The following is a 22,620-nucleotide window of genomic DNA, read 5'->3' on the forward strand; positions in this document are numbered from 1 at the left end:
CTGTTGTGAATCTAAAGTAAAATTAATTTGTGTCATAGAGATCTCCTTATGTTTGTTTGGGTACTAACATAATAACAGAGCCTCTATGGCTTTTTTTACTTTTACACAATTATATGGACTTTATCTATTTTTCAGACAAACTCTTTATTTGATATAAAGAGTTTGTTAATTTAAATCAATATTCGTGTTATAATATCTTTCATGAGTAATGAGGCTAGTTCATTTATTTTGCTTTATAATTGGACAAGACTTTCATAGTTCGAGCAATTTAACTATGAGAATTAATCATTTTTGTATAAAAATAGAAAAGGACATTGACTATGATAATTGAATTTGAAAAACACATTTATGATCATCGTACAAAATCGAATTTTAAAGAAGTAATGAATTGTTATACAAACGGTATTTATCGCGCTTCTATAGTGATGCTATACAGTACAGTAGTATCAGATTTATTATATAAACTGATGGACTTAAGAGATTTCTATAATGATAAAGTAGCAATCGAAATTTTAAAAAAGGTTGATCACAGCAGAAATGGTGGTTATGATTTGTCGAAATGGGAAAATGATTTGATCACATTGATTGAAAAAGATATGGAAATAATTGATAATCAAACTTTTTTGGCAATTACAACAATAAAAAAGTATAGAAATTTGTCAGCACATCCATCTATGGATACGAACTATGAATTACATAATCCATCAAAGCAAATGGTCATGGCTCTGATTGTTGAATCAGTCAATGGGCTCCTATCTAAACCACCTCTTTTTGCAAGTAAAATAACAGATACAATTCTATTAGATAATGAAAGACTGAGAGACATTTATAGTTATTCAGGAATGCGAAAAGAATATCGAAACTATTTAAATAGCCAATATTTTTCAAAAATGAGCGACAAGATTAAAATCAACTTGTTTAAGGATATGTGGAAAATGGTAATGAAAGCAGATGACCAACGTGCACTTGACAATCAGTGGATTAATAGTGTATTTCTAAGAATTATGATTGAAGATAACCACAGTTTGTTTATTGATGCATTGTCGGAAGGCGAAGTATCCCTTTGTTCAATCGGTGAATTAAGTCTTCACTCACAGATGGCTATGAATTTTTCCATTCTATTTCCCGAATTATATAAGCAACTTAGTAACGATAACATTGCAATCATAAATAAGGAATCCGATGCTGAAGAAAATTGGTATATTTCAGTTTTTAGGTCTGAAGACTTAACTACTCATGTCGATAAGCTCATCCTTAATATTGAAGACCATAATAAGTCTATTTTACTTATACCCGAAAATTGGACTAGTTTTTTAATTGATTTATATCACAATAGCGGATTAATCCATAAACTAAATGAGTTATTTATTAAGATATATGCTAATTCTTATAATTTTGATTGTGCTGATCTAAGATTTTCAAAGTATATTATCCCAATATTAGATTATCTAAATGAAAGCGAAGTAATTTCACTAATAGAATCATCATGTTCAAATAGTCAAATATACGCAAGAGGGCTAGCTGCAACTTCAAATACTAACATAGTAAATTATTCCATATCAAAAAACTTCAATATAAATTATGATGATTATCCCCTGTTTAAATATTTCTCGATGACTTAGATCATTTTCTATAATAATTAACCTATACTATTCCTACTGCTTCCGCACCATTTAAACTTAACACCCACTTTCGAGTGGGTTTTCTTTTACTCTTAAATAAATCGTACCAAAATCGTACCGTAGAAAGGGTTATTATGTTGATCATCTATCTTTTACTCATTAACAGTTTTACGTTTATTCTCATGAATTATGATAAATATAAAGCCAAAACAAAACGATCGAGAGTCCCTGAATTCACTTTTTTTCTCTTATCGTTACTTGGAGGCTTTGCTGGGATCCTCTTTGGTGCGGTTGTTTTTAACCATAAAACAAGCAAAAGCTCCTTCCAAGTTAAAATATTTATAGCTACGCTTATTTTCTTAGGTGCAGGATATTTTATTTTGACATAACAAAGAGCTCATGATGAGCTCTTGTTTTCTTATTCAACTGTTGCTAAACCACAATCTAATTCTACGTCTATTTTATAATCTTTCTTTCCAAACGGCGCATGGGGATGAATGATCGCTTTTGTGTTATTAACATCACAGCTTTCCTTGGTTTTAGGATTAACAAGCACTTGAAGTAAGTTCTCATATTTACCATCATCAAAACGACTTAAATTATCAAGATCAACTTTAATTCCGGCTTCAGAAAACCGTTCTAGAAATCCCTTCACATCTGCTTCATTTTTTCCATTGAACAAACGATCATAATAAAAGTCCTCATAAAAATCACCAGCTGCTTGGGACAGTTCTTTTTGATACCTTGTTTCTTTATTACCTGATAATAAGTTTGGGAATAATGTAAATCCTAGGATAATAAGCAATACAATTAAAACACCACTCGCTATCAGTATTTGTCTTTTTAGTTTCGTCATGATTGACCCCCTATTTCACTTAGTTATAATATCACAATCATCGACCTCTTTTTAACTCAATTGACTTTTATTCATACCAAAATCAAACTTTCTCTTGGGCATGATATAATACATCTAATAACAAAGGAGAATTTTATGAACGTCGAAATCTTTAGTATAGGCACAGAATTATTATTAGGAGATATTGTCAATACCAACGCCCAGTTTATTGCTTTGAAACTCGCTGAGTTGGGCCTTAGTTCTTATCATCAAACAACGGTTGGAGATAACCCTGAACGATTAGAACAAGCTCTTAGAACATCACTAAAACGAAGTGACATCATCTTATGTACTGGCGGTTTAGGACCAACAAGCGATGACTTAACCAAAGAAATTGTTGCGAAGCTCGCTGGATTGGACTTGGTTTTGGATCAGGAGTCATTGAATCGGATTGAATCGTATTTTTCTTTTAAACAGCAAGCCATGCCCTACAACAATCAAAAACAAGCAATGATACCAAAGGGTGCAACCGTTTTAGAAAACCAACGTGGGACCGCTCCTGGAATTATGGTAGAACTTGAAGGTAAAACAATTATTTTAATGCCTGGGGTTCCTCATGAAATGAAAGCTATGTTTGTTGATCAGGTTATTCCTTATTTAGAAAATTTATCTGAAGACAAAATTGTATCGTCTCACTTATATCTATACGGAATTGGTGAGTCTGATATGGAAATGCAAATTAAGGACTTAATGAAAGCGTCAATCAACCCAAGTATTGCCCCTTATGCAAGTGGCGGCACCTTAATGCTGCGAGTCACAGCAAAAGCAAAAACACAAGATGAAGCTCAAGCACTCATCGATCCCGTGATTGAAAATCTATCGCAAATTTTCAAGGATTATGTCTACAGTATTGATCAAGAAAATATGGCACATGTTCTTGTCAACCTTTTGAAACAAATGAAATTAACACTTGCTTTAGCTGAAAGTTGCACAGGAGGTATGATTGCGGAAATGATTACATCCATCCCTGGTTCATCGCAAATTTTTTCATACGGTGTGACCAGTTACTCGAATGAAGCCAAACAAAAATTATTAAATGTTAAAGAGGAAACACTAAAACAATACGGCGCAGTATCAACTCAAGTTGTGAAGGAAATGGCATCTGGTGTGCGTACTTTATCCGATGCAGATATCGCAATTTCTGTGAGTGGCATTGCGGGTCCTGGTGGTGGAACAAGCGACAAACCTGTTGGGCTTGTTTATCTTTGTGTAACAACTCATGATAAAACGCTAACAAAAAAGCTCTTGTTAGGGCGTGGACGTCCAAATGAACGTGATTCAATTCGTCATCAAACCAGCCTTATCGCATTAAAAACAGTGATTGACCTTGTGAAAGATTTATAACTCTACAACAAGCAACGTGACTATTCAATGAAATCGCCAAGGATTTGACTTCAATCTACACATTGACTGCTTAAACCTCTCTTACTCTGTGTTATATTCATAATAGAGTAAAGGAGGTTTTTTATGTATTTTGATAATGCAGCAAATGCGCCTTTGAATATGAAAGCATTCAAAGAAACATATCAAATCGCCCAACATTTGTATAATGCCAATTCAATCCATCAACATGGCACTCAAACAAAAGAACACCTACACTGGTGCGAGGGTGAAATCCTTAATTTTTTCAACACACAGGACCGTATTGTCCATTTCACTAAAGGTGCAACTCACGCCAACAATATGATGATTTTAGGACAACGTCGTCATCAAGGAAACATCATTATTTCAGCCTATGAGCACAGTTCTGTTTTAGGACCTATTGCCTATCTTCAAAGCAAAAACATTGAAATTAGAATTTGTCCAAGTGGGGAAGATGGTAAAATTTGCCTTGATTCATTCAAAAAACTGATTGATGATCAGACGTTCTTTATAAGTATTTGTGCTTGTGAGAGTGAGCTTGGAATTCAACAGGATATCTATGCTCTTGGGAAAATCGCCAAACAAATAAATCCTAATCTCATTTTTCATTCCGATATTACCCAAGCGGTTGGTAAAATAACTCTGAATCTAGAATCAATTGATGCTTTTTCATTTTCAGGGCATAAGTTTGGTAGCATGAAGGGAATCGGTGCGTTAATAATTAAAAAGAATATAAGGCTTGTCCCAAGCCAATTTGGATCTTCTGTAAATCCTGGCACAGCACCGATCGAACTTATTGATAATATGGCCCGATGTTTAATCGATTGTAAAACAACAGATATTGAATACATTAACAAAATGAATCGAACCATCAGAGCCAATCTCAAAGCATGTTCAAATATTCTTATTAACTCACCAATTGATGCATGCCCAAGCATTCTAAATATATCAATTTTAAATCATAAATCAGCACAAACAGTTAACTTACTCAATCGGCACAGTATCTCAGTTTCTTCGCAAAGCGCTTGTTCAAGACAAGCTTATTCACGTGTCATATATGGAATGTATAGATCTAAAAAAAGAGCTACCACAAGCATTCGTATTTCACTGAGCGACAACCACTGTCACGAAAAGATTAATCTTTTAATAAAACAGATAAGGAGAATTTCTGCATGAGAATTGTGAAAATAACGTCAATGGGCTGTATGTCATGCATTATCATGGACCAACGACTACGCAAAGTTTGTAAAGATTTAAGGCTTGAATGGGAAGAAATTAATGCTGATATGGAACCGATTGAACCCTATAATTTCATTGATACTTATCCAAGTATTTTAATTATTGATGAACATGGAACGATCGTTTCTCTTTTAGAAGGTGAAGTTTCAGAAAGCACACTTGAGAAAGAACTTAGAGTGTGGTTCAATGCGTAAAAAAACGCTAATAATCTGGCTAACGTTGATTCTGTTGTTCCCATTAACACAATCTGTCTTTGCAGAAAGTGATGTCTTAGATTTCTATTACACAAGCCATTGTCAATATTGTCAAAAGGAAATAGAGTGGCTTAAAGAATTCGAAAAAGAAAAAGCGATCATTGTAAACTATTACAATATCGACCTGCCTGAAAACAGGACAAAATTTAACCAAACACTTGATATACTTGAACTCAATATACCCAGCGTTCCTTTGCTTGTTGATGGGAATAAAGCCTATCAAGGTTTTATCGAAAAAGATGAATTTCTAGCACAACAAAAAAACTCAAGTCAGCAGTCATGCAATCTTGATGATCCATGTGATGATAACAAACTTTTTGGAATGATTAATCCAAAAACAAGTCCCTTATTCGTGGTCTCTGCACTTTTAGGATTAATTGATGGATTCAACCCTTGTGCCATGTGGGTCCTTATCATCTTATTAACGTTTCTCATTCAGGTTGAAAATCGACGGAAAATGGCAATTTTGGGTGGAGCATTTATTCTAACAAGTGGTTTAATGTATTATCTCATCATCGCATCATGGTTAAATGTCAGACCTTTAATTGATCAAGTGGCGTCCATCAAAACTATCTTGTCCTTTATCCTTATCGGAATGGGTGTGAGCTCTCTTTATAAAAATCACACGGCAAAAAAAGGGTGCAAAGCCAATCAAGGACCAACAAAACAGAAAATAATCACACAATTACAAACCATTGTTTCATCCAGTTCATTTGCATATGCCCTCATAGCCACCATCGTATTAGCCGTTTTTGTTAATATTATCGAGTTAACCTGCTCATTAGGCATACCCCTCATGTTTACTGAACTCTTATCGCAAAAAGGAATTGAAGGTTTACACTTTAATTTGTATTTATTTGTTTACATATTATTTTTTATCCTCGATGATCTAATCATCTTTGTCATTGCACTTAAGACATTTGAAATTAAGGGACTTTCCAACACCTTTACCAAACATATTCAAGGAATCGGGTCACTTTTATTAATTGTTTTCGGGCTCATTCTCTTATTCAAACCTGCTTTGATAGGTGTTTAAAGTCAAAAAAAAATTCCATAACTTTGGAATTTTTTTTATACCTATAATGTGTTAAACCAGGTATTGAATAGATTTAACCACTCATGGACATGGTCATTAACAACCCCACTCGCACTTGTCGCAACAGATAAACCGTGAGCCCCTTTATCAAAAACATGAAGCTCCCATGGTACATTGTGTTTTTGTAAAGCAAGGCAAAAATTAAGAGATTGTTCAACCGGGATTAAAGCGTCTTCTCGCGTATGCCATACAAAGCTTGCTGGAGTCTTACTATCAACTAACAATGTTGGACTAACTTTCTTTAATTCAGTTTCACTAACCTCTGTTTTATTGAACGTTGCACGATGCATCGCTTCGACCATATTATCAAGGTCAATCGAATCAAAATCACCGAGTGAAATAGAATCCATATAGCCATAGCAGACGATTTGAGCTGCTGGTTTTAGAATTTCACCACTTGTTTCCACAGCGCTTTGGAGCCATTCTTGATGCCAATATGATCCTAAAAGCGTAATTAAGTTCGCACCAGCTGAAAAACCACAGGTCACAATACGTGATGGATCAACATTGTACTTTTTTGCATGTTGATGAACATACTTCATTGCTAACCCCAATTCAATTAAGGGTTGGGGAAATTCTGAAGGCTGCTCACTCGAATGATTAATTACCGATTCAATATCTTCTTTAGACTGTTCAAAATCAAGACCATCTTCCACCATTCGTTTTGTTGACATGGTTGAATAATGCAGAACAAAAACCGTATAACCGCGTACTAAAAACTCATTTGCTACAGGAGTTGCTTCGCGATTTGACGTATAAAAATATGCACCACCAGGGCAAATAATAACTGCGGGTCTGGGTTCATCTAACGTTAATGTTTGTTGATGAATTTCTAAATATGCATATGAATTACCAATTTTTACCTTTTCCATTCATTTCACCTCTTTAAGTATCATATCATAGCTTTTTAAAGATGGATATAAAAAAAGAACTCTCTAGGAGTTCTTAAAGGACATACTTTCCCGCCGTATAGCCACTTGAAAGAGCAGCAGTTATATTATATCCACCCGTAAAGGCATTGAAGTCTAATACTTCACCGCAAAATGAAACACTTGTGTCTTGTTTTGACTTCATGGTTTTAGGATCCACTTCTTTGACATGGACACCACCATTTGTTAAAAAAGCATGAGAAAATCCACGTGTTTCATAAACACTTATTGGAAACTTTTTGAGCCATTGACCTAATTCGTGATTATTATTTGCCTGTTCATCAAGATAATCAATCAATCGTTTGGGTAATTGAAATAGATGATACAGATCATTGACCTCATTCTTTTCTAAAATGTCGTGTAAATCCTCAAACGAAACCGTTGGAATAAAATCAAGGGTTAATTTTACAGGTTTTTCCTTTTCCATAATCTTTAATATATAAAAACTAGAACGTAAAGCTGCCGGTCCACTTAATCCAAAGTGTGTAAACAATAGATCATGGGTCAGTGTATGTTTTACCTTAGCTTTGTGATATATCGATACTTCAACATCATTAAATGATAATCCTTGTAATGATTTATCTTGAATGACTTGATCATTCGACACAAGGGGTACTTCTGCAGGCGTCAACTTGGTAATAGTATGACCTAAGGTTTCAATGATCTGAAACATCGAGCCATCAGACCCAGAGCCTGGCAATGTTTTTCCGCCACTTGCAATGATTAACCCATCATATTTCATTGTATTTTGTGACGTTTTAACAAGTTTATTAGTGAAATCTATGGCTTCCACTCGACGCTGAAGATGAATGTTAACACCAAGTTCATCTAAATGACGGTGCATTGCATCAACGATATCATGGGATCGATTGCTAACTGGAAACATCCGTTGATGGTCTTCTTCCTTGAGTGGACAATTTTTTTCATTGAAATAAGCGATTATTTCTTTAGGACCAAAATTTTCTAAACTACTATAAAGAAACTTTCCATTCTTGGGAATATTTTGAATAATTACATCATTATTAACATTGGCTGTAACATTGCAGCGACCACCACCACTTAACCTCATTTTAGTGCCAAGTCTTGCGTTACCATCAAGAAGTCTGACTGTGGCGTGAGGATGATGTTCTTTGGCTGATATTGCGGCCATCATCCCAGATGGCCCAGCACCAATCACTAGTATTTCCATGATATCACCTATCTTTTTCGATTATTTTTCTTTTTAGGTTTATGATTTGACCAATCATAAGGTCCAAGTTGTTTTTTCTTATCGTTTCTTCGTTTCCCTTTTGATGATTTATTTCTATTGCCTTGACGATCAGTTCGTCCATCTTTTTTTCCTTGTCCTTTTTCAGAACTACGGTTGGGTTGACGCTTACGTTTATTTGTTGTTTGTGTTGATTGTTGACCCCTTGCTTTATTACCGCGACCTTTTTTAGGCACTGTTTTGTTTTCTAATGGATAGTTATGGTCATGAATCACATTGATTTTCTTTTTAATAAGTCGTTCTATATCTTTGAGTAAAGGAATCTCTGAATACGAACAAAAGCTAATTGAAGCCCCATCTTGTCCTTTTCTTCCAGTTCTTCCAATACGGTGAACATATGTTTCCGCTTCTTCTGGTAATTCATAATTAATGACATAGTCTAATTCATCAACATCAATTCCACGTGCAGCAATATCAGTTGCTACCAATGTTTGAATTTTATAAGCTTTAAACTCATTTAAAGCACGCTGACGAGCATTTTGAGACTTATCACCATGAATAGCTTGCGATTTAATACCATTCTTACTTAAAGCCTTAGAAACCTTATCAGCATTTCTTTTCGTTCTTGTGAAAATTAAGAATGATTTATATTCTTCTTTTTTTATAACATCAATCAGCAATGAAATCTTATTTTCTTTGTCAACAAAATAAACATCTTGTGAAATTTTATCAACCGTTGAGGAAACAGGTGTGACCGCAACATGCACAGGTTCATCCATAATTTCTTCAACTATTTCATTTATTTCTTTAGGCATTGTTGCAGAGAATAAAAGACTCTGCTTCTCATCAGGTAAGTAATGGATCGTCTTTTTGATATCGTTAATAAAGCCCATGTCCAACATTCTATCTGCTTCATCAAGTATGAAAACCTCAACAGAACCCAAATTAACAAAGCCTTGATGTTTCAAATCAAAAAGACGGCCTGGAGTTGCTACCAAAATATCAACACCTTGTTGTAACGAACGAACTTGTGCACCTTGGCCAACCCCTCCATAAATAACCGCTGTTTTTAATGGCGTATATTTACTGTACGCTTTAAAACTATCATACACTTGAATTGCTAATTCACGCGTTGGTGCTAAAACTAACGAGCGAATCTTTCGCTTTCCCTTCTTATGATTTTTCATCAAATTTTGAATGGTTGGTAAGGCAAATGCAGCTGTTTTACCTGTTCCTGTTTGAGCTAATCCCAAAACATCTTTTCCATTCAAGATTGGTGGAATTGCTTTTGATTGAATTTCACTTGTTTCAACATACCCAAGATCCTTGACTGCTTGTAATAGATCTTTATTTAAACCTAATTCATTAAATTTCATAAAACCTCTCCTTTGTTTGATTTTGTTACGCATAAAGAACATCCACAATAATCAACCAAAGAATTACTGTACTTGCTATTTAACTAGCCTAACTTATCAAGTTTACGTCTATCTACTCTAAAAGTAAAGACTTTCTTCACACCATAAAAAAGATCGTGACTAATAGTTAGAAACGATCAAGCTCATACCTACTTATTTTTAAACTTAACTTTCCAGATTGCATAGATGATTGAGCCACATAGACCTAATCCTAAGCCCAACGGAATTTTTTGAATCAAAATCCCTAAGATATAACCCACTAATAAACCAAATGAAACAATCCAACCAAACTTGGTATAGTTGTTTTTTGGTCTTTCCCATTTTAGCATAACTTTCCCTACTTTCTTCTCTATTATATCATAAAAAAAAGAGTGTCAGTCAAGACACTCTTTTGACTTGTTGACTTAAGCAACTTCACCTTGTTCTTCAGCAAGTAATTTGTTGTCATATACTTTGAAGAATGGGTAGTAAATCAAGAATGAAATAATAATTAATAAAACGTTCAAGATAATTGCTTTTGGATCGAAGTTTGTTGCTAAGAATGCTCCGATTGGTCCAGGAAGTGTCCATGGTGGTGTTGAAACAACTTTATGAACTAAACCTGTACTCATTGCAAACCATGCAATTGTTGTATTAACAAGTGGTGCAACCATGAACGGAATCATTAAGATTGGGTTCAAGACAATTGGAGCACCAAAGATAATTGGTTCGTTAATGTTAAAGACAGCTGGTGCAAATGATGTACGTCCTAATGACTTAGCATAGGCTGATTTTGAGAAGAACGCCATTGCAATTGCAAGACCAATTGTTGCTCCTGATCCACCAATCCAGATGAACCATTGGAACATAGGCTCTGCACCAATATGGGAAATTGGAAGTCCTGCTGCTAAATCAGCACCATTTTTCTCAATTAATTGTAACCATAATGGACGAGCAATTGTACCAACAATTGAAACACCATGAATACCAAATGACCAGAAGAATGTTACCAAGAATACTAGTAATAAGACACTTGGTAAAGTATCAGCAGCTGTAACTAAAGGAGCTACGATGCCACCAATAAATCCATGCCAGTCAAATCCGAACCAATATGTAATTGATCCAAAGAATAACATAATAATTGCTGTTGGAACCAATGCTTCAAATGAACGTGCAACTGATGGTGGCACTTGTTCAGGCATTGAAATTTTAAAGTTTGAACGGTCTGTAAATCGGTAAATTTCTACCGCAATAATTGCTGCGATAATACCAACAAACATTCCTCCCCCACCCAATGGTCCCATTGGGATTGTAAATCCAACTTCTTCAACCGAAACTGGGTTGATTGTTAATAAGAACGCTGCTGTAGCCAAGATACCACCTGATAATCCATCAAGTTCATAAGATTCAGCCAAGCTCATTCCAATACCAAATGTTGCATATAAAGTCATAATCGCCATTGTTAAACGGTATGGCAATAAGATTTGACCCACGTTTTCCTTAATAGCCCCAACTAGTGGCCATGTTTCTGGAAATGGGATGAATGCAACAATTAAGAAAAATGATCCAACGATAATTAACGGCAATGTAGCAATGATACCATTACGAATTGCGAGTAAATGACGTTGGTTCGCTAACTTGGTCATAGGACCTGATAGCTTCTCGTCGACAAATTGTACAAATTTATCCATTATATCCTCCTTGTAGCGCTTTCGCTAACTTAAAATTACCATAATATCACATAGTTGTCAATAAAGTTACCGCTTTCACACAATCATCGCGAAATATTATTTCAAAGTGTGACATGCTTAAAAATCCCCCTCATCTAATTGAAATTTTACCTCATATTCAAATAAATAAACATCAATGTGCTCAAATAAATAAACTCTAATTGCTAGAGTTTTAATAAAAAGATGTCCCAAAGGATAGATACATTAACCATAAGAAAATCGAATGAAAAACAATAAACAAAACCATGTTTTTCCGATTCTCTTTCACTTTCAAATGTTGAAAAAGACGTTTAATGAATTGAAAGGGATGGAGAATATCCCACGAATTAAAACGAATTTCTCTCCCTAAATACATTCCTATAGACACCAAAACAATAATAATGATGGCTGTTGTCGTCATAATGAGACGATTGAGCGAGTTAATTTTATTGGGATCAAAGGTTATTAGATAAACCAATTGAATGGATATGATTCCAAGTATTGTGTTAAAGACCCCCGATAAAGATAATGATAGCACTGAAATAATATCGTACCAAATGGGTACCTCAACCTCGTCAGCGTTTCGGTGGGTCAAATTTAATTCAGTAACTAAATAAGCTGAATTCGGTAAGAAGAGTAACCATGCAATTAATGTCACCCCAACAATACCAAGCCCGATGTATCGTATAAAATCGATTTGAAATGTCGCAGCAATAATCATAAAAACGATCGCTGTCAACAAACCAACCGCTTGAATAAGGATTGGTGCAATGGACAATTTGATATTCCAAATCATTGGTTTAAATAGTTTTGTTCCATAAATTTTAGGTCGTAGTTTTATTGTTAGATAAGCAAATAAATTAAACAATGCCGCTGCGACGATTAATGATACACCTTTCATAAAACAAGCCCCCTTGCTATCCTTATAATATCACAGAAAGTGACAGTATCTGTTCAGCATTAATCACGATAACTTTATTTTTTTTGTATTTTTTTGTGCTTAACTCAATCCATTCGCCATCAAAATCAACAATTTTAGCTAAAATATTTGTACCACCTAAAGACGCTTGAAGTGTTGTGGAAAAGTAGACTCGACATTCTTTTCCAATATTTTCTTTCAACTCTTTCATTAGAAGATTTCGATCTTCTTGCGCTAATTCTTCCTCTGCCTGTTTTTCTTTTCGATAAGATTCATCTCTCATTTTATAAATCTCAATCAAATCATCCAATCGGTATAACAGTAAAACGGCAATTAAAAATAACCAAAACATAGCTAATTCTCCTTTTCAATTAATTCAATATCTTTCGTAAAAATCATTTTTTCTTCTTTGATTTTTTTCTTCATCAAAATCACTTTGATCATCACTGGACTCACATCTTTAACTAAACAATTTTTTAAAACAATTTCATCAAATAGAATCGGTTTATTTTCGCTGACTTTTTGACGAATTGTGACGGTTTGTCCTATTAAATTTGTTAGAACACGACTTGGGTGGAGTTCTTTGCTTTTAGACTGTTGTCCAATTAGCTCATCAATTGATACAGAAAACAATTCACTAATTTCGATTGCTTTATCGAGGGTTGGTTGCGCAACACCGGTTTCCCAATTTGAAATAGTTTGTCGTGACACTTCCATTCGTTCAGCTAAATCTTCTTGGGTTAGCCCACTCTTCTTTCTTAGTTCATAGACATTTTTTGAAAATTTATTCATCCTTTACCTCCTGGAATAATCGTAACCTTCGCATTGATTCTATTCTATCAAATGTCCTTAGTATTTGCGCCATTATTCTTAACATTTACTTAAAACAAGCTTATATCGGGGTGATATAAGCTTGTTTTAGAGTTTCTTATATTTATTTTTTGCACTTTACCAATGTTTCGACTAATTGATGACTTTGAAGGTGGTTTGGAGTTTGTTGGTGTTCAACATTTGAAATGAAAGCTTGAATTATTTGTGAGAAGCCTCTTTTTTCAAGGGTTGGGGTCCAATCCCCAAATTGTTCAATGCGTACATCATTCCCTTGCGTTACCGTCAACTTGTCCATGTTTTCGGTTCGATAGTGCCCTTCTTCACTCATCAATTCAACCGTTTCAATTCGTGATCCTGCTTGCATATTAATGCTAATAAAAGCACTTGAATTTTTTGTATGTAGTGTTAAGCTAGCATAAATCAGATGATTGTTATCACGACGAACATGAGGAATTGACGCTACGATTTCTTCATCTAGTAAATAAACAGCAAGGTCAACCATATGAATCATCATGTCATAAAGAGCAAACGTTGAGTCTTGAACTACGTTATCACGATGTTTTTGCAAGTATAACAAGTTTTTTCCTGGAATACTTTTTAATTTTTGATACATCGGAGCATAACGTCGATTAAAACCAACCATCAAGACTACCCCTTTTTCTTTTGCTAATGCGTAAAGTTCTTCGACTTCTTCGATTGATTCACTCACAGGTTTATCAACGTAAACATGAATTCCACGGTTTAAAAATAATTTGATCAACTGATAATGTGTTGAAGTTGGCGTATGAATCATTACTGCATCAAGCCCACTATTCATAAAGATATTGAAGTCAGAGGTTGCGCAATCCCAATTATACTTCGATTTTAAGATCTTTAACGTTTCTTTATTTCGAGTATGATAAATCCAATCAATCTCATTCATTTGATTTAAAATAGGTAAATATGCTTTTTGAGCAATGTTTCCTAACCCCATGATTCCAATTTTCATACGTGAGTCCTCATTATTTTCTCTATCTTTTTACCATTTGCGAGTTCATCTACAATTTTATCCATGATTCGAATTTCTTTCATTAAAGGATCTTCAATCGTTTCAATTCTCACACCACAAATAACACCACTTACTTTTAATCGTTCATCATTTAAATCATGCTTGGAACTGAAAAATTCTTTAAGTGTTGTGTCATCTGCTTTGTATCTTTCAAGTTCTTCGGGTGTATAGGCACTCATCCAGCAAATAAGTTTATCCAAATCACTTTGACTTTGATTTTTTCGTTCTACCTTATTGACATACATTGCATAAATATCTGAAAATTTCATTGCAAATAATTTTTCGTTTCTCATTTTTTTCACCTCTTGCCTTTAGTATAACAAAAAAGTTGGAATACTTATGCATTCCAACTCTTTAAATCATCAAGGGTTCCTAACACATAATGTTGACCTTCAATATGTGTTAACGTTCCCGCTTCATAATCTAACCCACTTTGTTCATAGTCATAAGTCAAAGGATGTCGATCACGTTCAATCATTGGATTGGGCAGTGGTATCGCACTAATCAATGACTTAGTGTACGGATGAATAGGGTTTGTAAATATTTCTTCAGTCGTTCCTGTTTCTACCAAGTGTCCAAGATGTAGGACACCAATTCGATCTGATATGTACTTTACCATGCTCAAGTCATGAGCGATAAACAGGTAAGCAACATTCGTTTGTTTTTGTATTTCTTTCATCAAGTTCACAACTTGTGCCTGGATTGAGACATCAAGTGCCGAAATAGCTTCATCGGCAATTACAAGATCAGGTTCCATGACCAACGCTCTTGCTATCCCAATACGTTGTCGCTGTCCCCCTGAAAACTGATGTGGAAAACGAGTCGCATGTTCTGGCGATAATCCGACAAGTTTCAATATATCGAAAACTCTTTGTTCCCGTTCTTGATCGTTTTTAACCATTTTATGAATATCAAGACCCTGTCCAATAATATCCATAACTTTTTTACGTGGATTCAGTGATGCCATTGGATCTTGAAAGATCATCTGCATTTTTGTTCTTAACATTTTATCGTTTTCTTTTGATAATTTCCCACTAATTTCTTCGCCATTAAAAATAATATCACCAGAACTTGGTTCATAAAGACGAATAATACTCCGGCCGGTTGTTGATTTACCAGAGCCAGACTCACCAACAAGACTGTATGTTTCACCAGGATAGATTTTAAAACTAATGCCATCAACTGCCTTGACAGTGTATTTTGAATTTACTTTGAAATGTTGTTTTAATTCTTTTACTTCTAATATTGCATTCTTTTGCATCATACCAGTCCAGCCTCCTTTTTCATTTTGTCAATTCTTTGAGAAAGTTCTTTAGGCATTTCTATTTTAGGTGCTCTTTCATCCATCAACCAGGTTGCGACACGATGACTTCCACCTGCATCAAACAAGGGTGGTTCTATTCTAAAGTCAATATTTAAGGCGTAGCGATTTCGCGGAGCAAATGCATCGCCAACAATCCCTTGGGTAGTACTTGGAGGAGTACCCGGAATTGCATACAGCATCTCTGATGTTGTGTCTAAATCTGGCATCGCCAACAAGAGTCCCCATGTATAAGGGTGCTTAGGATTATAGAATACTTCATTGATTAATCCTTTTTCCACAATTCTTCCAGCATACATAACAGCAACATAATCCGCTACTTTCGCAACAACACCCAAATCATGGGTAATATAAATAACCGAGATATTTCGTTCAACTTGAATGTCTTTGATGAGTTCTAAGATTTTAGCCTGAATCGTAACATCAAGCGCTGTTGTCGGTTCATCACAAATTAAAATATCTGGTTCACAGCTTAAAGCAATTGCAATTACAACGCGTTGACGCATTCCGCCTGAGAGTTGATGAGGATAATGTTTCATTCTTTTTTCTGCATCGACAATTCCAACCCGCTCTAACAATTCAACCGCTTTCTCAAATGCTTCTTTTTTATTGTAGTTATAATGGTAAATCATCGCTTCCATAACTTGTTTTCCAATTGACATTGTGGGATTGAGTGATGTCATTGGATCTTGAAATACCATCGCAATACGTTGACCTCGAATTGTTTGACTCATTTCCTTTGAAGATAAGGTAAGTAAGTCTACACTATGACTAAGCTCATTTTCTTTATACGAATAGACAATACTTCCTTCATTTAAAATAGCATTCGAGCTCAAAATCCCCATGATTGCTTTGGTTGTGACTGATTTACCAGACCCACTCTCTCCAACAATCGCTAAGGTTTCCCCTCTAAACAAATCAAGACGAATTCCTCGTACGGCATTCACAATACCAGAATCAGTCTTAAACGATATGGATAAATCTCTAATTTTAAGGACATTTTCTTTCATCGTATTCACCTACATATCTTTCATCTTCGGATCGAATGCATCCCTTAATCCATCAGCTAATAAGTTAAAACTTAACATTAATATCGCAAGCACAACAACAGGAATAATTGTCATAAATGGCGACACCAAGATTGACTTAAATCCTGTATTGATTAATGTACCAAGGCTTGCCATTGGTACAGGTAACCCTAGACCAACAAAAGCTAAAAACGCTTCATAAAAAATAGCACTAGGAATTGAAAACATGGACATAATGATAATTTGACCAAAAATATTTGGTAAAATATCTTTAAATATGATGTATAAATGACTTGAACCTAAGGTTTTTGATGCTAAGATAAATTCCTGTTCTTTGACTTTTAAGACCTGAGCTCGCGTTACTCGACTCATACCAATCCAACCTGTTAACATCAATGCAATGATAATGGTTGTAAGTGAAGGGCTCATGACAACCAAGAGTAAAACTAAAATAACTAAACTTGGAATACTGTTAACAATTTCTACAAAACGTTGCATAATGGTATCAACCTTACCACCAAAGTATCCAGAGATCAGTCCATATACCATTCCAAAACAAATATCAATTAAGACAGCAATGAAGGCAATTTGCAAGGAAATTTGTGTTCCACTCCAAACTCTGACCCACAAATCCCGTCCCAAAACATCTGTTCCGAAATAGTGATACTCATTCAAGATATTTAAACTTTCATATTTATTCACACCATTACTTATCCCTGTAAAAATTCCAATTTTTTCTAATCCTGGGATACGTGGCGGCAAACTTTGTTTATTGGTAAAGACTTCGTCATACTTATAAGAACTTAACATCGGTGCAATGATAGCAATAGCAATAATTATAACAATTACCCATAACGCTACAACGGCTCCTTTGTTATCTGTAAATCGCTTCCAAGCATCCTTCCAAAAAGAGTTTGCTGCTAAATGGCTCGCATCTTCTTGACTAAAGTCTTGACTTGCAAGTTGAAAATCATTCTCTAAAAATTCTATCTTTTCCATTGTTAGCTCGCCCCTTTCGTAATTCGTATTCTTGGATCAATGATGCCATAAGAAATATCAACCACTAACATCATTAAAATATAAAGTAAGCTATACATAAATGCGACAGCCATAATAACATTGTAATCATTGACCTCTATAGCTTTAACCAACAAAGTACCCAATCCAGGAATACCACTAATTTGCTCAATGACCATACTTCCAGTTAGCAAAGAAACAGTAATTGGAGCTAAAATAGTGATGACTGGAATCAGGGTATTTCTTAAACCATGATTGAAAATTAAGGTTTTTCGATCAAGACCCTTTGCTTCTGCCAATAAAACATAATCACTTCCCATGACCTCTATCATTTCACTTCGTGTAAAACGAGCCACATTAGCAATCACGCCAACAGATAGAGCTAACATCGGTAAAATCGAGGAAATGAAAGGCTTATTGCTGTTATAAATAACCGGGAAAATCGGTATTTTTACCCCCAATAAGATGAGAAGCATCAGGGCGAACACAAACGATGGGATTGAAACCCCTAAAACAGAAATAATTGTTGCAATATTATCCCAAATCGTATTGTGTCGTAAGGCTGCAAAGACTCCTAAAGCAATCCCGATGACAGTTCCAAAGATGACTGACATAATTCCAATTGTAAATGAAATTTGTGCTCTAGGGAGCACTAAATCCGCAACTGAAACATTCCGTGCAACGGAAAATGACGTCCCAAAATCACCACTCATCATATTTTTTAAATAATGAAATAATTGAATTGGAATTGGTTTGTCCAATCCATATTTTTGATAAACAAGTGCCATCTGCTCAGGGCTTAGTTTCTCACTATTAAAGGGTGAACCCGGCATGAGTTTCAACATAAAGAACAGGACACTAATAATTATTAGTAATGTTACAACAGCTATAGCAAGCCGTTTAACGATATATTTGATTGTGTTTTTATCCATACTACCCCACTTTTCTATTAAAAACAGCACAGGCTATCATACTGTGCTGTTTAAATAATCTACTCCGTAAACGTTACGTTTTTGTAAATGAATGGAACTCCAACGGCATGAGTTTCTAGTCCTGTAACATTTTTGCTAATGAGACTTGCTCCACCGACTTGGAATATTGGCGTAACAGCCATGTCATCCATTGCAATCTTTTCTGCTTGTTTTAATAAATCCCAACGCGCATCAAGATCAAACGTAGTCGCAACCTTTCCATATACATCGTTATAAGCTGCACTGTTATATTTTCCATAGTTATATGGACTGTTTTCTGTTAATAGACTTAAATATGTTGTAGGATCAGCATAATCAGGACCCCAACGTGTCAAGGAGATATCAAAGTCTTTTTGTTTTTGCATTTCTAATCTGTTTTCTTTCGGTACTGAAACCATTTCAAGTTCTAGACCTTCAAGATTCGATGTTAATTCAGAAAGAATAAATTCAGCAGCTGGTTTAGCTGGATCACTTCCTTCAAATAGTAAACGAATTTTAATATTTTCAACACCCAAGTCTTTTTTACCTTGAGTCCATAAGTTCTTCGCTTCTTCTTTATCTGTTTTAATATGTGCATCTGCACTGTCACGATAGTCTTTACCATCAGGACCTGTTGCTAATCCCACAGGAACAAAGCCTTCAGTCGCAATGGACCCATCTTTTAAAACATTATCGGCAAGTTGTGCACGATCAATTGATAATGACAAGGCCTGACGAATGTTGGCGTTGGCTAAGAATTCGTTATCAAGGTTATACATGAAGTACCATAAGTACCCTTCCAATACGCTTGTGAACTCTTCGCTATCTTTATATTTGTCAATTAAGTCAGAGTTTAATTTAACAAAATTAGTTGAACCACTTTCAAAGTCCAAAACCGCCGTACTTGCTTCAGCAATAATATTGAAATCAAGACCATCAACCTTTACATTATCTTTATCCCAATATGTATCATTCTTAACCAATGAAACTTTAGAGCCTTTTTCCCATGTCACAAGTTTGAATGGTCCATTTGCCAGTGTATTTTCAGGTGTTAAACCAAATTGGTCGCCTGTTTCATTCATAAATTTCTCATTCAATGGGAAGAATACAGGAAATGACATTAAGCTATCAAAGAAACTAACTGGTTTTGTTAATTTAACTTCTAGAGTTGTCTCATCAAGTGCGATTGCACCCAATTCTTTTTTATCCTTACTTCCATCTTGGACCTCTGCTGCATTCACAACACTTGCACCATCATCGGTGAACAGATAGTTATAAATTGCATCAGGATTTGTGTTAGCTTCTTGCCAAGCATAAACAAAGTCATGGGCTGTTACCTTTTCGCCATTTGCCCACTGTGCATCTCTTAACTTAAAGGTCCATGTCAATTTATCATCACTAATCGTGTGCGATTCAGCAAGCGCAGGAATCACATTACCATCTTTATCCACGGTCATGAGTCCTTCAGTTGTTGCTGCAATGATTTCAAAAGACATTCCATCAGTTGCATAACGACTATCCATCGAAACAATATCATTCTCTTTTGCAAAAGTTACAATTTTCCCCTTTGCACCTTCATCTTTTCCTTTACCAGAACATGCTACTAAAGCAAGTGATAATAAAAGAAGAACAAATACTTTACTTAACTTTCTCATACTCTACCCTCTTTTCTATGAAACACTTTACATTCTCTGTAAGTTGTTTCATCCATTATGAAAGATGTTTACATGAAAGTCAAGACTTTTTATTAAAAATTTAAATTATTAATTTTTTATGATATATTGATAGCATAATAAAAAGGAGTTACGTATGAGATTAGATAAGTTTTTAGCCCACAATAATTTTGGTAGCCGAAAAGAAGTTAAAGAAATTGTTAAGCAAAAAAGAGTCTTCATCAATGATGAGCTTGTTAAAAACTCAGCCAAGATTATTGATTTAGATAAAGATGTCGTCTTTGTAGATGGTCAAGAAATTAAGTACAAAAAAGACATTTATTATATGATGAATAAACCAAAGGATACCATTTCATCGCATGATGACAGCTTGTATCCTTCTGTCCTTAGTTTAATCGACGATTATCGAGATGATTTGATAATGGTGGGACGACTGGATGCAGATACGGAAGGTTTACTGTTAATTACCAATGACGGACAATTTTCCCATAAAATCGCCCACGGAAAAAAGGATGTTAAAAAGGTCTACTATGTAGAACTTGAATCACCCTTTGACCAAAAATACATTAAAGAATTAGAACAGGGAATTGTTCTTGATGATGGCCCCATCAAACCAGCTTTTGTTGAAGTACTGACTGATACAAGCCTTCATCTCACTATATCTGAAGGCAAGTACCATCAAGTTAAACGAATGATGCACTATTGTGAAAATGAAGTTCTTTACCTTAAACGGATTCAGATTGGTCCCTTACGACTAGATTCTCAGTTAGACACAGGCCAATATCGTTCACTTACACAAGAAGAAATTGATTTATTTTAAAAAACGAGCAGACCTTATGCTCGTTTTTTATGTTTTAATGTAATTCGAATATACTGGAACAAGCTAAAAGCAAAAACCATCCCTGCAAGATAAAGTGTTCCTTTGTTGAGTTTTGGCATTTTTTTTATTTCTTGATTTAACCTTAAAGATTCATCCATGCTCACTGACACCTCTTCATAATGTTCCCATGACATCTCATCACCATAGATATAAATAGAGACACCATAATTTCCAGCATCAAGATGATCATTTCCAAGATTAACATACTGATGAATGCCACCATTGGGTGCAACCTGTTGATGTTTACGTTTGAACTCCTTCACTTCGTCATTTTGTAGGTTTTTCCAGGTGATTTTATAATTTAAATTATTTAAAAGTTTTGCCTCCATATTATTTAACTCATACCGTAAGACCATGTTTCCATAGGCAACATCATGTATCAAATTCTCAACCACCAAAGCATCACTGGTTTCCAACTTATCATCTAATCGTGTTGTTAATACAAACGGCAATCGCTCCATTTTTGTCTTATCTAAGCGACGATGAGTACTCTGTGGTTCAACTTGATAGATTGAAAATGATCCCATTGCAATCCCTTCGAGATCCTTGACCGATTCACTGACCTTTACTTCAACCTGAACAGATCCATGGGCCGGTATTTCTTGATACGGTTCAATTATTTTTAAATTTTTTTCAACATTATACTTTAAGTTATTGCTCGGAAAAGTTGCTTTAGCATTATCATAGACTATTTTCCCAAATCGATTTGTTTTCGCAACACTAACTTTCGCATAAAAAGCAATCTTTTTATCTGAACGATTTTTTACTTCAAATGTAATTGAATGATTCTCTAAATTATAATTATTTAAATGGAGATAATCGAGATCTTCACCTACTTGATTTGGATGGTCATTCGCCTTTAGTTCAAGATCCGTTTGTAAGTCATTGAATGAGGAAATAGGAAAAACTAGAGATGTCAATAATAACAATGATGCGCCCAACTTCATTTCCATCCACTCCATTTCCATCTTTACTTATATAACAGTATAACCAAGCTATGATTTTCAGTGCTTTGAATGTTGTTAACTAGCATTTGATTGTCATCAATGCACTACAGGATAGCGCTTCCACACATTTATTCTTAAATTATGATAAAATAAGGTTAAGTGAGTGGGAGGGTAGTCAAGTCCATAATCTTGTGTAAAATTCATTATGTCAGCAAGTGGATCTAACCAATCCACTTTTTTGTTGATTCAGTAAAACTAATATACTGTCTTGAACTCGATTGCCAATCTTCATGAATATC

At 34.9% G+C, this 22,620-nt stretch carries 24 protein-coding genes; 7 read left to right on the forward strand and 17 right to left on the reverse strand.

Annotation, left to right across the window (positions count from 1 at the left end; all coding sequences use genetic code 11):
* The first annotated feature begins 320 nt into the window (after positions 1 to 320).
* Both GVV10_RS08895 and GVV10_RS08900 read left to right on the forward strand, forming a co-directional pair.
* Positions 321 to 1,622: a hypothetical protein gene (locus tag GVV10_RS08895; RefSeq protein ID WP_159521831.1), complete on the forward strand. Its 1,302-nt coding sequence runs from the start codon at positions 321 to 323 to the stop codon at positions 1,620 to 1,622.
* A 134-nt stretch (positions 1,623 to 1,756) separates the two neighbouring features.
* Positions 1,757 to 2,011, forward strand: coding sequence for a DUF1294 domain-containing protein (locus GVV10_RS08900; RefSeq protein WP_268892255.1), 255 nt, complete (start codon positions 1,757 to 1,759; stop codon positions 2,009 to 2,011).
* A 29-nt stretch (positions 2,012 to 2,040) separates the two neighbouring features.
* Here GVV10_RS08900 and GVV10_RS08905 read toward each other — a convergent pair whose 3' ends face one another.
* Positions 2,041 to 2,478: a hypothetical protein gene (locus GVV10_RS08905; RefSeq protein WP_159521835.1), complete on the reverse strand. Its 438-nt coding sequence runs from the start codon at positions 2,476 to 2,478 to the stop codon at positions 2,041 to 2,043.
* A 135-nt stretch (positions 2,479 to 2,613) separates the two neighbouring features.
* On the opposite strand from GVV10_RS08905, the gene GVV10_RS08910 reads away from it, so the two are divergent.
* From GVV10_RS08910 to GVV10_RS08925, 4 genes are all read left to right on the forward strand, one after another.
* Positions 2,614 to 3,861: a competence/damage-inducible protein A gene (locus GVV10_RS08910; protein ID WP_159521837.1), complete on the forward strand. Its 1,248-nt coding sequence runs from the start codon at positions 2,614 to 2,616 to the stop codon at positions 3,859 to 3,861.
* A 123-nt stretch (positions 3,862 to 3,984) separates the two neighbouring features.
* Positions 3,985 to 5,055, forward strand: a complete 1,071-nt coding sequence (locus tag GVV10_RS08915) for a cysteine desulfurase family protein (RefSeq protein ID WP_159521839.1) — start codon at positions 3,985 to 3,987, stop codon at positions 5,053 to 5,055.
* The gene (locus GVV10_RS08920) at positions 5,052 to 5,312 is read left to right on the forward strand and encodes a hypothetical protein (protein ID WP_159521841.1); all 261 of its coding nucleotides are present in this window, start codon (positions 5,052 to 5,054) and stop codon (positions 5,310 to 5,312) included. The genes GVV10_RS08915 and GVV10_RS08920 overlap by 4 nt, the downstream gene beginning before the upstream one ends.
* Positions 5,305 to 6,408: a TlpA family protein disulfide reductase gene (locus GVV10_RS08925; RefSeq protein ID WP_159521843.1), complete on the forward strand. Its 1,104-nt coding sequence runs from the start codon at positions 5,305 to 5,307 to the stop codon at positions 6,406 to 6,408. The genes GVV10_RS08920 and GVV10_RS08925 overlap by 8 nt, the downstream gene beginning before the upstream one ends.
* A 41-nt stretch (positions 6,409 to 6,449) precedes the next feature.
* On the opposite strand, the gene GVV10_RS08930 is transcribed toward GVV10_RS08925, so the two are convergent.
* The 15 genes from GVV10_RS08930 to GVV10_RS09000 form a co-directional block, all read right to left on the reverse strand.
* Positions 6,450 to 7,340, reverse strand: a complete 891-nt coding sequence (locus GVV10_RS08930) for an alpha/beta hydrolase (protein WP_159521845.1) — start codon at positions 7,338 to 7,340, stop codon at positions 6,450 to 6,452.
* 73 nt (positions 7,341 to 7,413) lie between these two features.
* Positions 7,414 to 8,586, reverse strand: coding sequence for an aminoacetone oxidase family FAD-binding enzyme (locus tag GVV10_RS08935; protein ID WP_236261890.1), 1,173 nt, complete (start codon positions 8,584 to 8,586; stop codon positions 7,414 to 7,416).
* A gap of 8 nt (positions 8,587 to 8,594) precedes the next feature.
* Positions 8,595 to 9,980, reverse strand: a complete 1,386-nt coding sequence (locus GVV10_RS08940) for a DEAD/DEAH box helicase (protein ID WP_159521847.1) — start codon at positions 9,978 to 9,980, stop codon at positions 8,595 to 8,597.
* Between the two features lie 188 nt (positions 9,981 to 10,168).
* The gene (locus GVV10_RS08945; protein ID WP_159521849.1) at positions 10,169 to 10,348 is read right to left on the reverse strand and encodes a hypothetical protein; all 180 of its coding nucleotides are present in this window, start codon (positions 10,346 to 10,348) and stop codon (positions 10,169 to 10,171) included.
* A gap of 75 nt (positions 10,349 to 10,423) precedes the next feature.
* Positions 10,424 to 11,689 carry a PTS sugar transporter subunit IIC gene (locus GVV10_RS08950; protein ID WP_159521851.1) on the reverse strand — a complete coding sequence of 422 codons (1,266 nt, stop codon included), beginning with the start codon at positions 11,687 to 11,689 and terminating at the stop codon, positions 10,424 to 10,426.
* A gap of 211 nt (positions 11,690 to 11,900) precedes the next feature.
* A complete protein-coding gene (locus GVV10_RS08955) occupies positions 11,901 to 12,608 on the reverse strand; it encodes a DUF1361 domain-containing protein (protein ID WP_159521853.1) in 708 nt (235 codons plus the stop codon).
* Positions 12,609 to 12,630: 22 nt separating this feature from the next.
* Complete coding sequence (locus tag GVV10_RS08960; protein WP_159521855.1) at positions 12,631 to 12,978, reverse strand: hypothetical protein; 348 nt, start codon at positions 12,976 to 12,978, stop codon at positions 12,631 to 12,633.
* 2 nt (positions 12,979 to 12,980) lie between these two features.
* Positions 12,981 to 13,418, reverse strand: coding sequence for a helix-turn-helix transcriptional regulator (locus GVV10_RS08965; RefSeq protein ID WP_159521857.1), 438 nt, complete (start codon positions 13,416 to 13,418; stop codon positions 12,981 to 12,983).
* Between the two features lie 142 nt (positions 13,419 to 13,560).
* A complete protein-coding gene (locus GVV10_RS08970; protein WP_159521859.1) occupies positions 13,561 to 14,445 on the reverse strand; it encodes a Gfo/Idh/MocA family protein in 885 nt (294 codons plus the stop codon).
* Complete coding sequence (locus GVV10_RS08975; protein ID WP_159521861.1) at positions 14,442 to 14,798, reverse strand: DUF2200 family protein; 357 nt, start codon at positions 14,796 to 14,798, stop codon at positions 14,442 to 14,444. Before GVV10_RS08975 ends, GVV10_RS08970 begins: the two co-directional genes overlap by 4 nt.
* 44 nt (positions 14,799 to 14,842) lie before the next feature.
* Complete coding sequence (locus tag GVV10_RS08980) at positions 14,843 to 15,769, reverse strand: ABC transporter ATP-binding protein (protein WP_159521863.1); 927 nt, start codon at positions 15,767 to 15,769, stop codon at positions 14,843 to 14,845.
* A complete protein-coding gene (locus GVV10_RS08985; RefSeq protein ID WP_159521865.1) occupies positions 15,766 to 16,836 on the reverse strand; it encodes an ABC transporter ATP-binding protein in 1,071 nt (356 codons plus the stop codon). The genes GVV10_RS08980 and GVV10_RS08985 overlap by 4 nt, the downstream gene beginning before the upstream one ends.
* 9 nt (positions 16,837 to 16,845) lie before the next feature.
* Positions 16,846 to 17,853 carry an oligopeptide ABC transporter permease gene (opp3C, locus tag GVV10_RS08990; RefSeq protein ID WP_159521868.1) on the reverse strand — a complete coding sequence of 336 codons (1,008 nt, stop codon included), beginning with the start codon at positions 17,851 to 17,853 and terminating at the stop codon, positions 16,846 to 16,848.
* A 2-nt stretch (positions 17,854 to 17,855) separates the two neighbouring features.
* Positions 17,856 to 18,803, reverse strand: a complete 948-nt coding sequence (locus GVV10_RS08995) for an ABC transporter permease (RefSeq protein WP_159521870.1) — start codon at positions 18,801 to 18,803, stop codon at positions 17,856 to 17,858.
* A gap of 59 nt (positions 18,804 to 18,862) precedes the next feature.
* Positions 18,863 to 20,476 (reverse strand): peptide ABC transporter substrate-binding protein, encoded by a 1,614-nt coding sequence (locus tag GVV10_RS09000; RefSeq protein WP_159521872.1) that lies wholly within the window; start codon positions 20,474 to 20,476, stop codon positions 18,863 to 18,865.
* A gap of 154 nt (positions 20,477 to 20,630) precedes the next feature.
* Here GVV10_RS09000 and GVV10_RS09005 point away from each other — a divergent pair, with 154 nt between their 5' ends.
* The gene (locus GVV10_RS09005) at positions 20,631 to 21,314 is read left to right on the forward strand and encodes a pseudouridine synthase (RefSeq protein WP_159521874.1); all 684 of its coding nucleotides are present in this window, start codon (positions 20,631 to 20,633) and stop codon (positions 21,312 to 21,314) included.
* A gap of 14 nt (positions 21,315 to 21,328) precedes the next feature.
* Here the strand turns inward: GVV10_RS09005 and GVV10_RS09010 are convergent, their stop codons facing one another.
* Positions 21,329 to 22,342, reverse strand: a complete 1,014-nt coding sequence (locus GVV10_RS09010) for a WxL protein peptidoglycan domain-containing protein (RefSeq protein WP_159521876.1) — start codon at positions 22,340 to 22,342, stop codon at positions 21,329 to 21,331.
* Positions 22,343 to 22,620 lie beyond the last annotated feature (278 nt).

Source organism: Erysipelothrix urinaevulpis, from assembly GCF_009828835.1.
Classification (GTDB): domain Bacteria; phylum Bacillota_I; class Bacilli_A; order Erysipelotrichales; family Erysipelotrichaceae; genus Erysipelothrix; species Erysipelothrix urinaevulpis.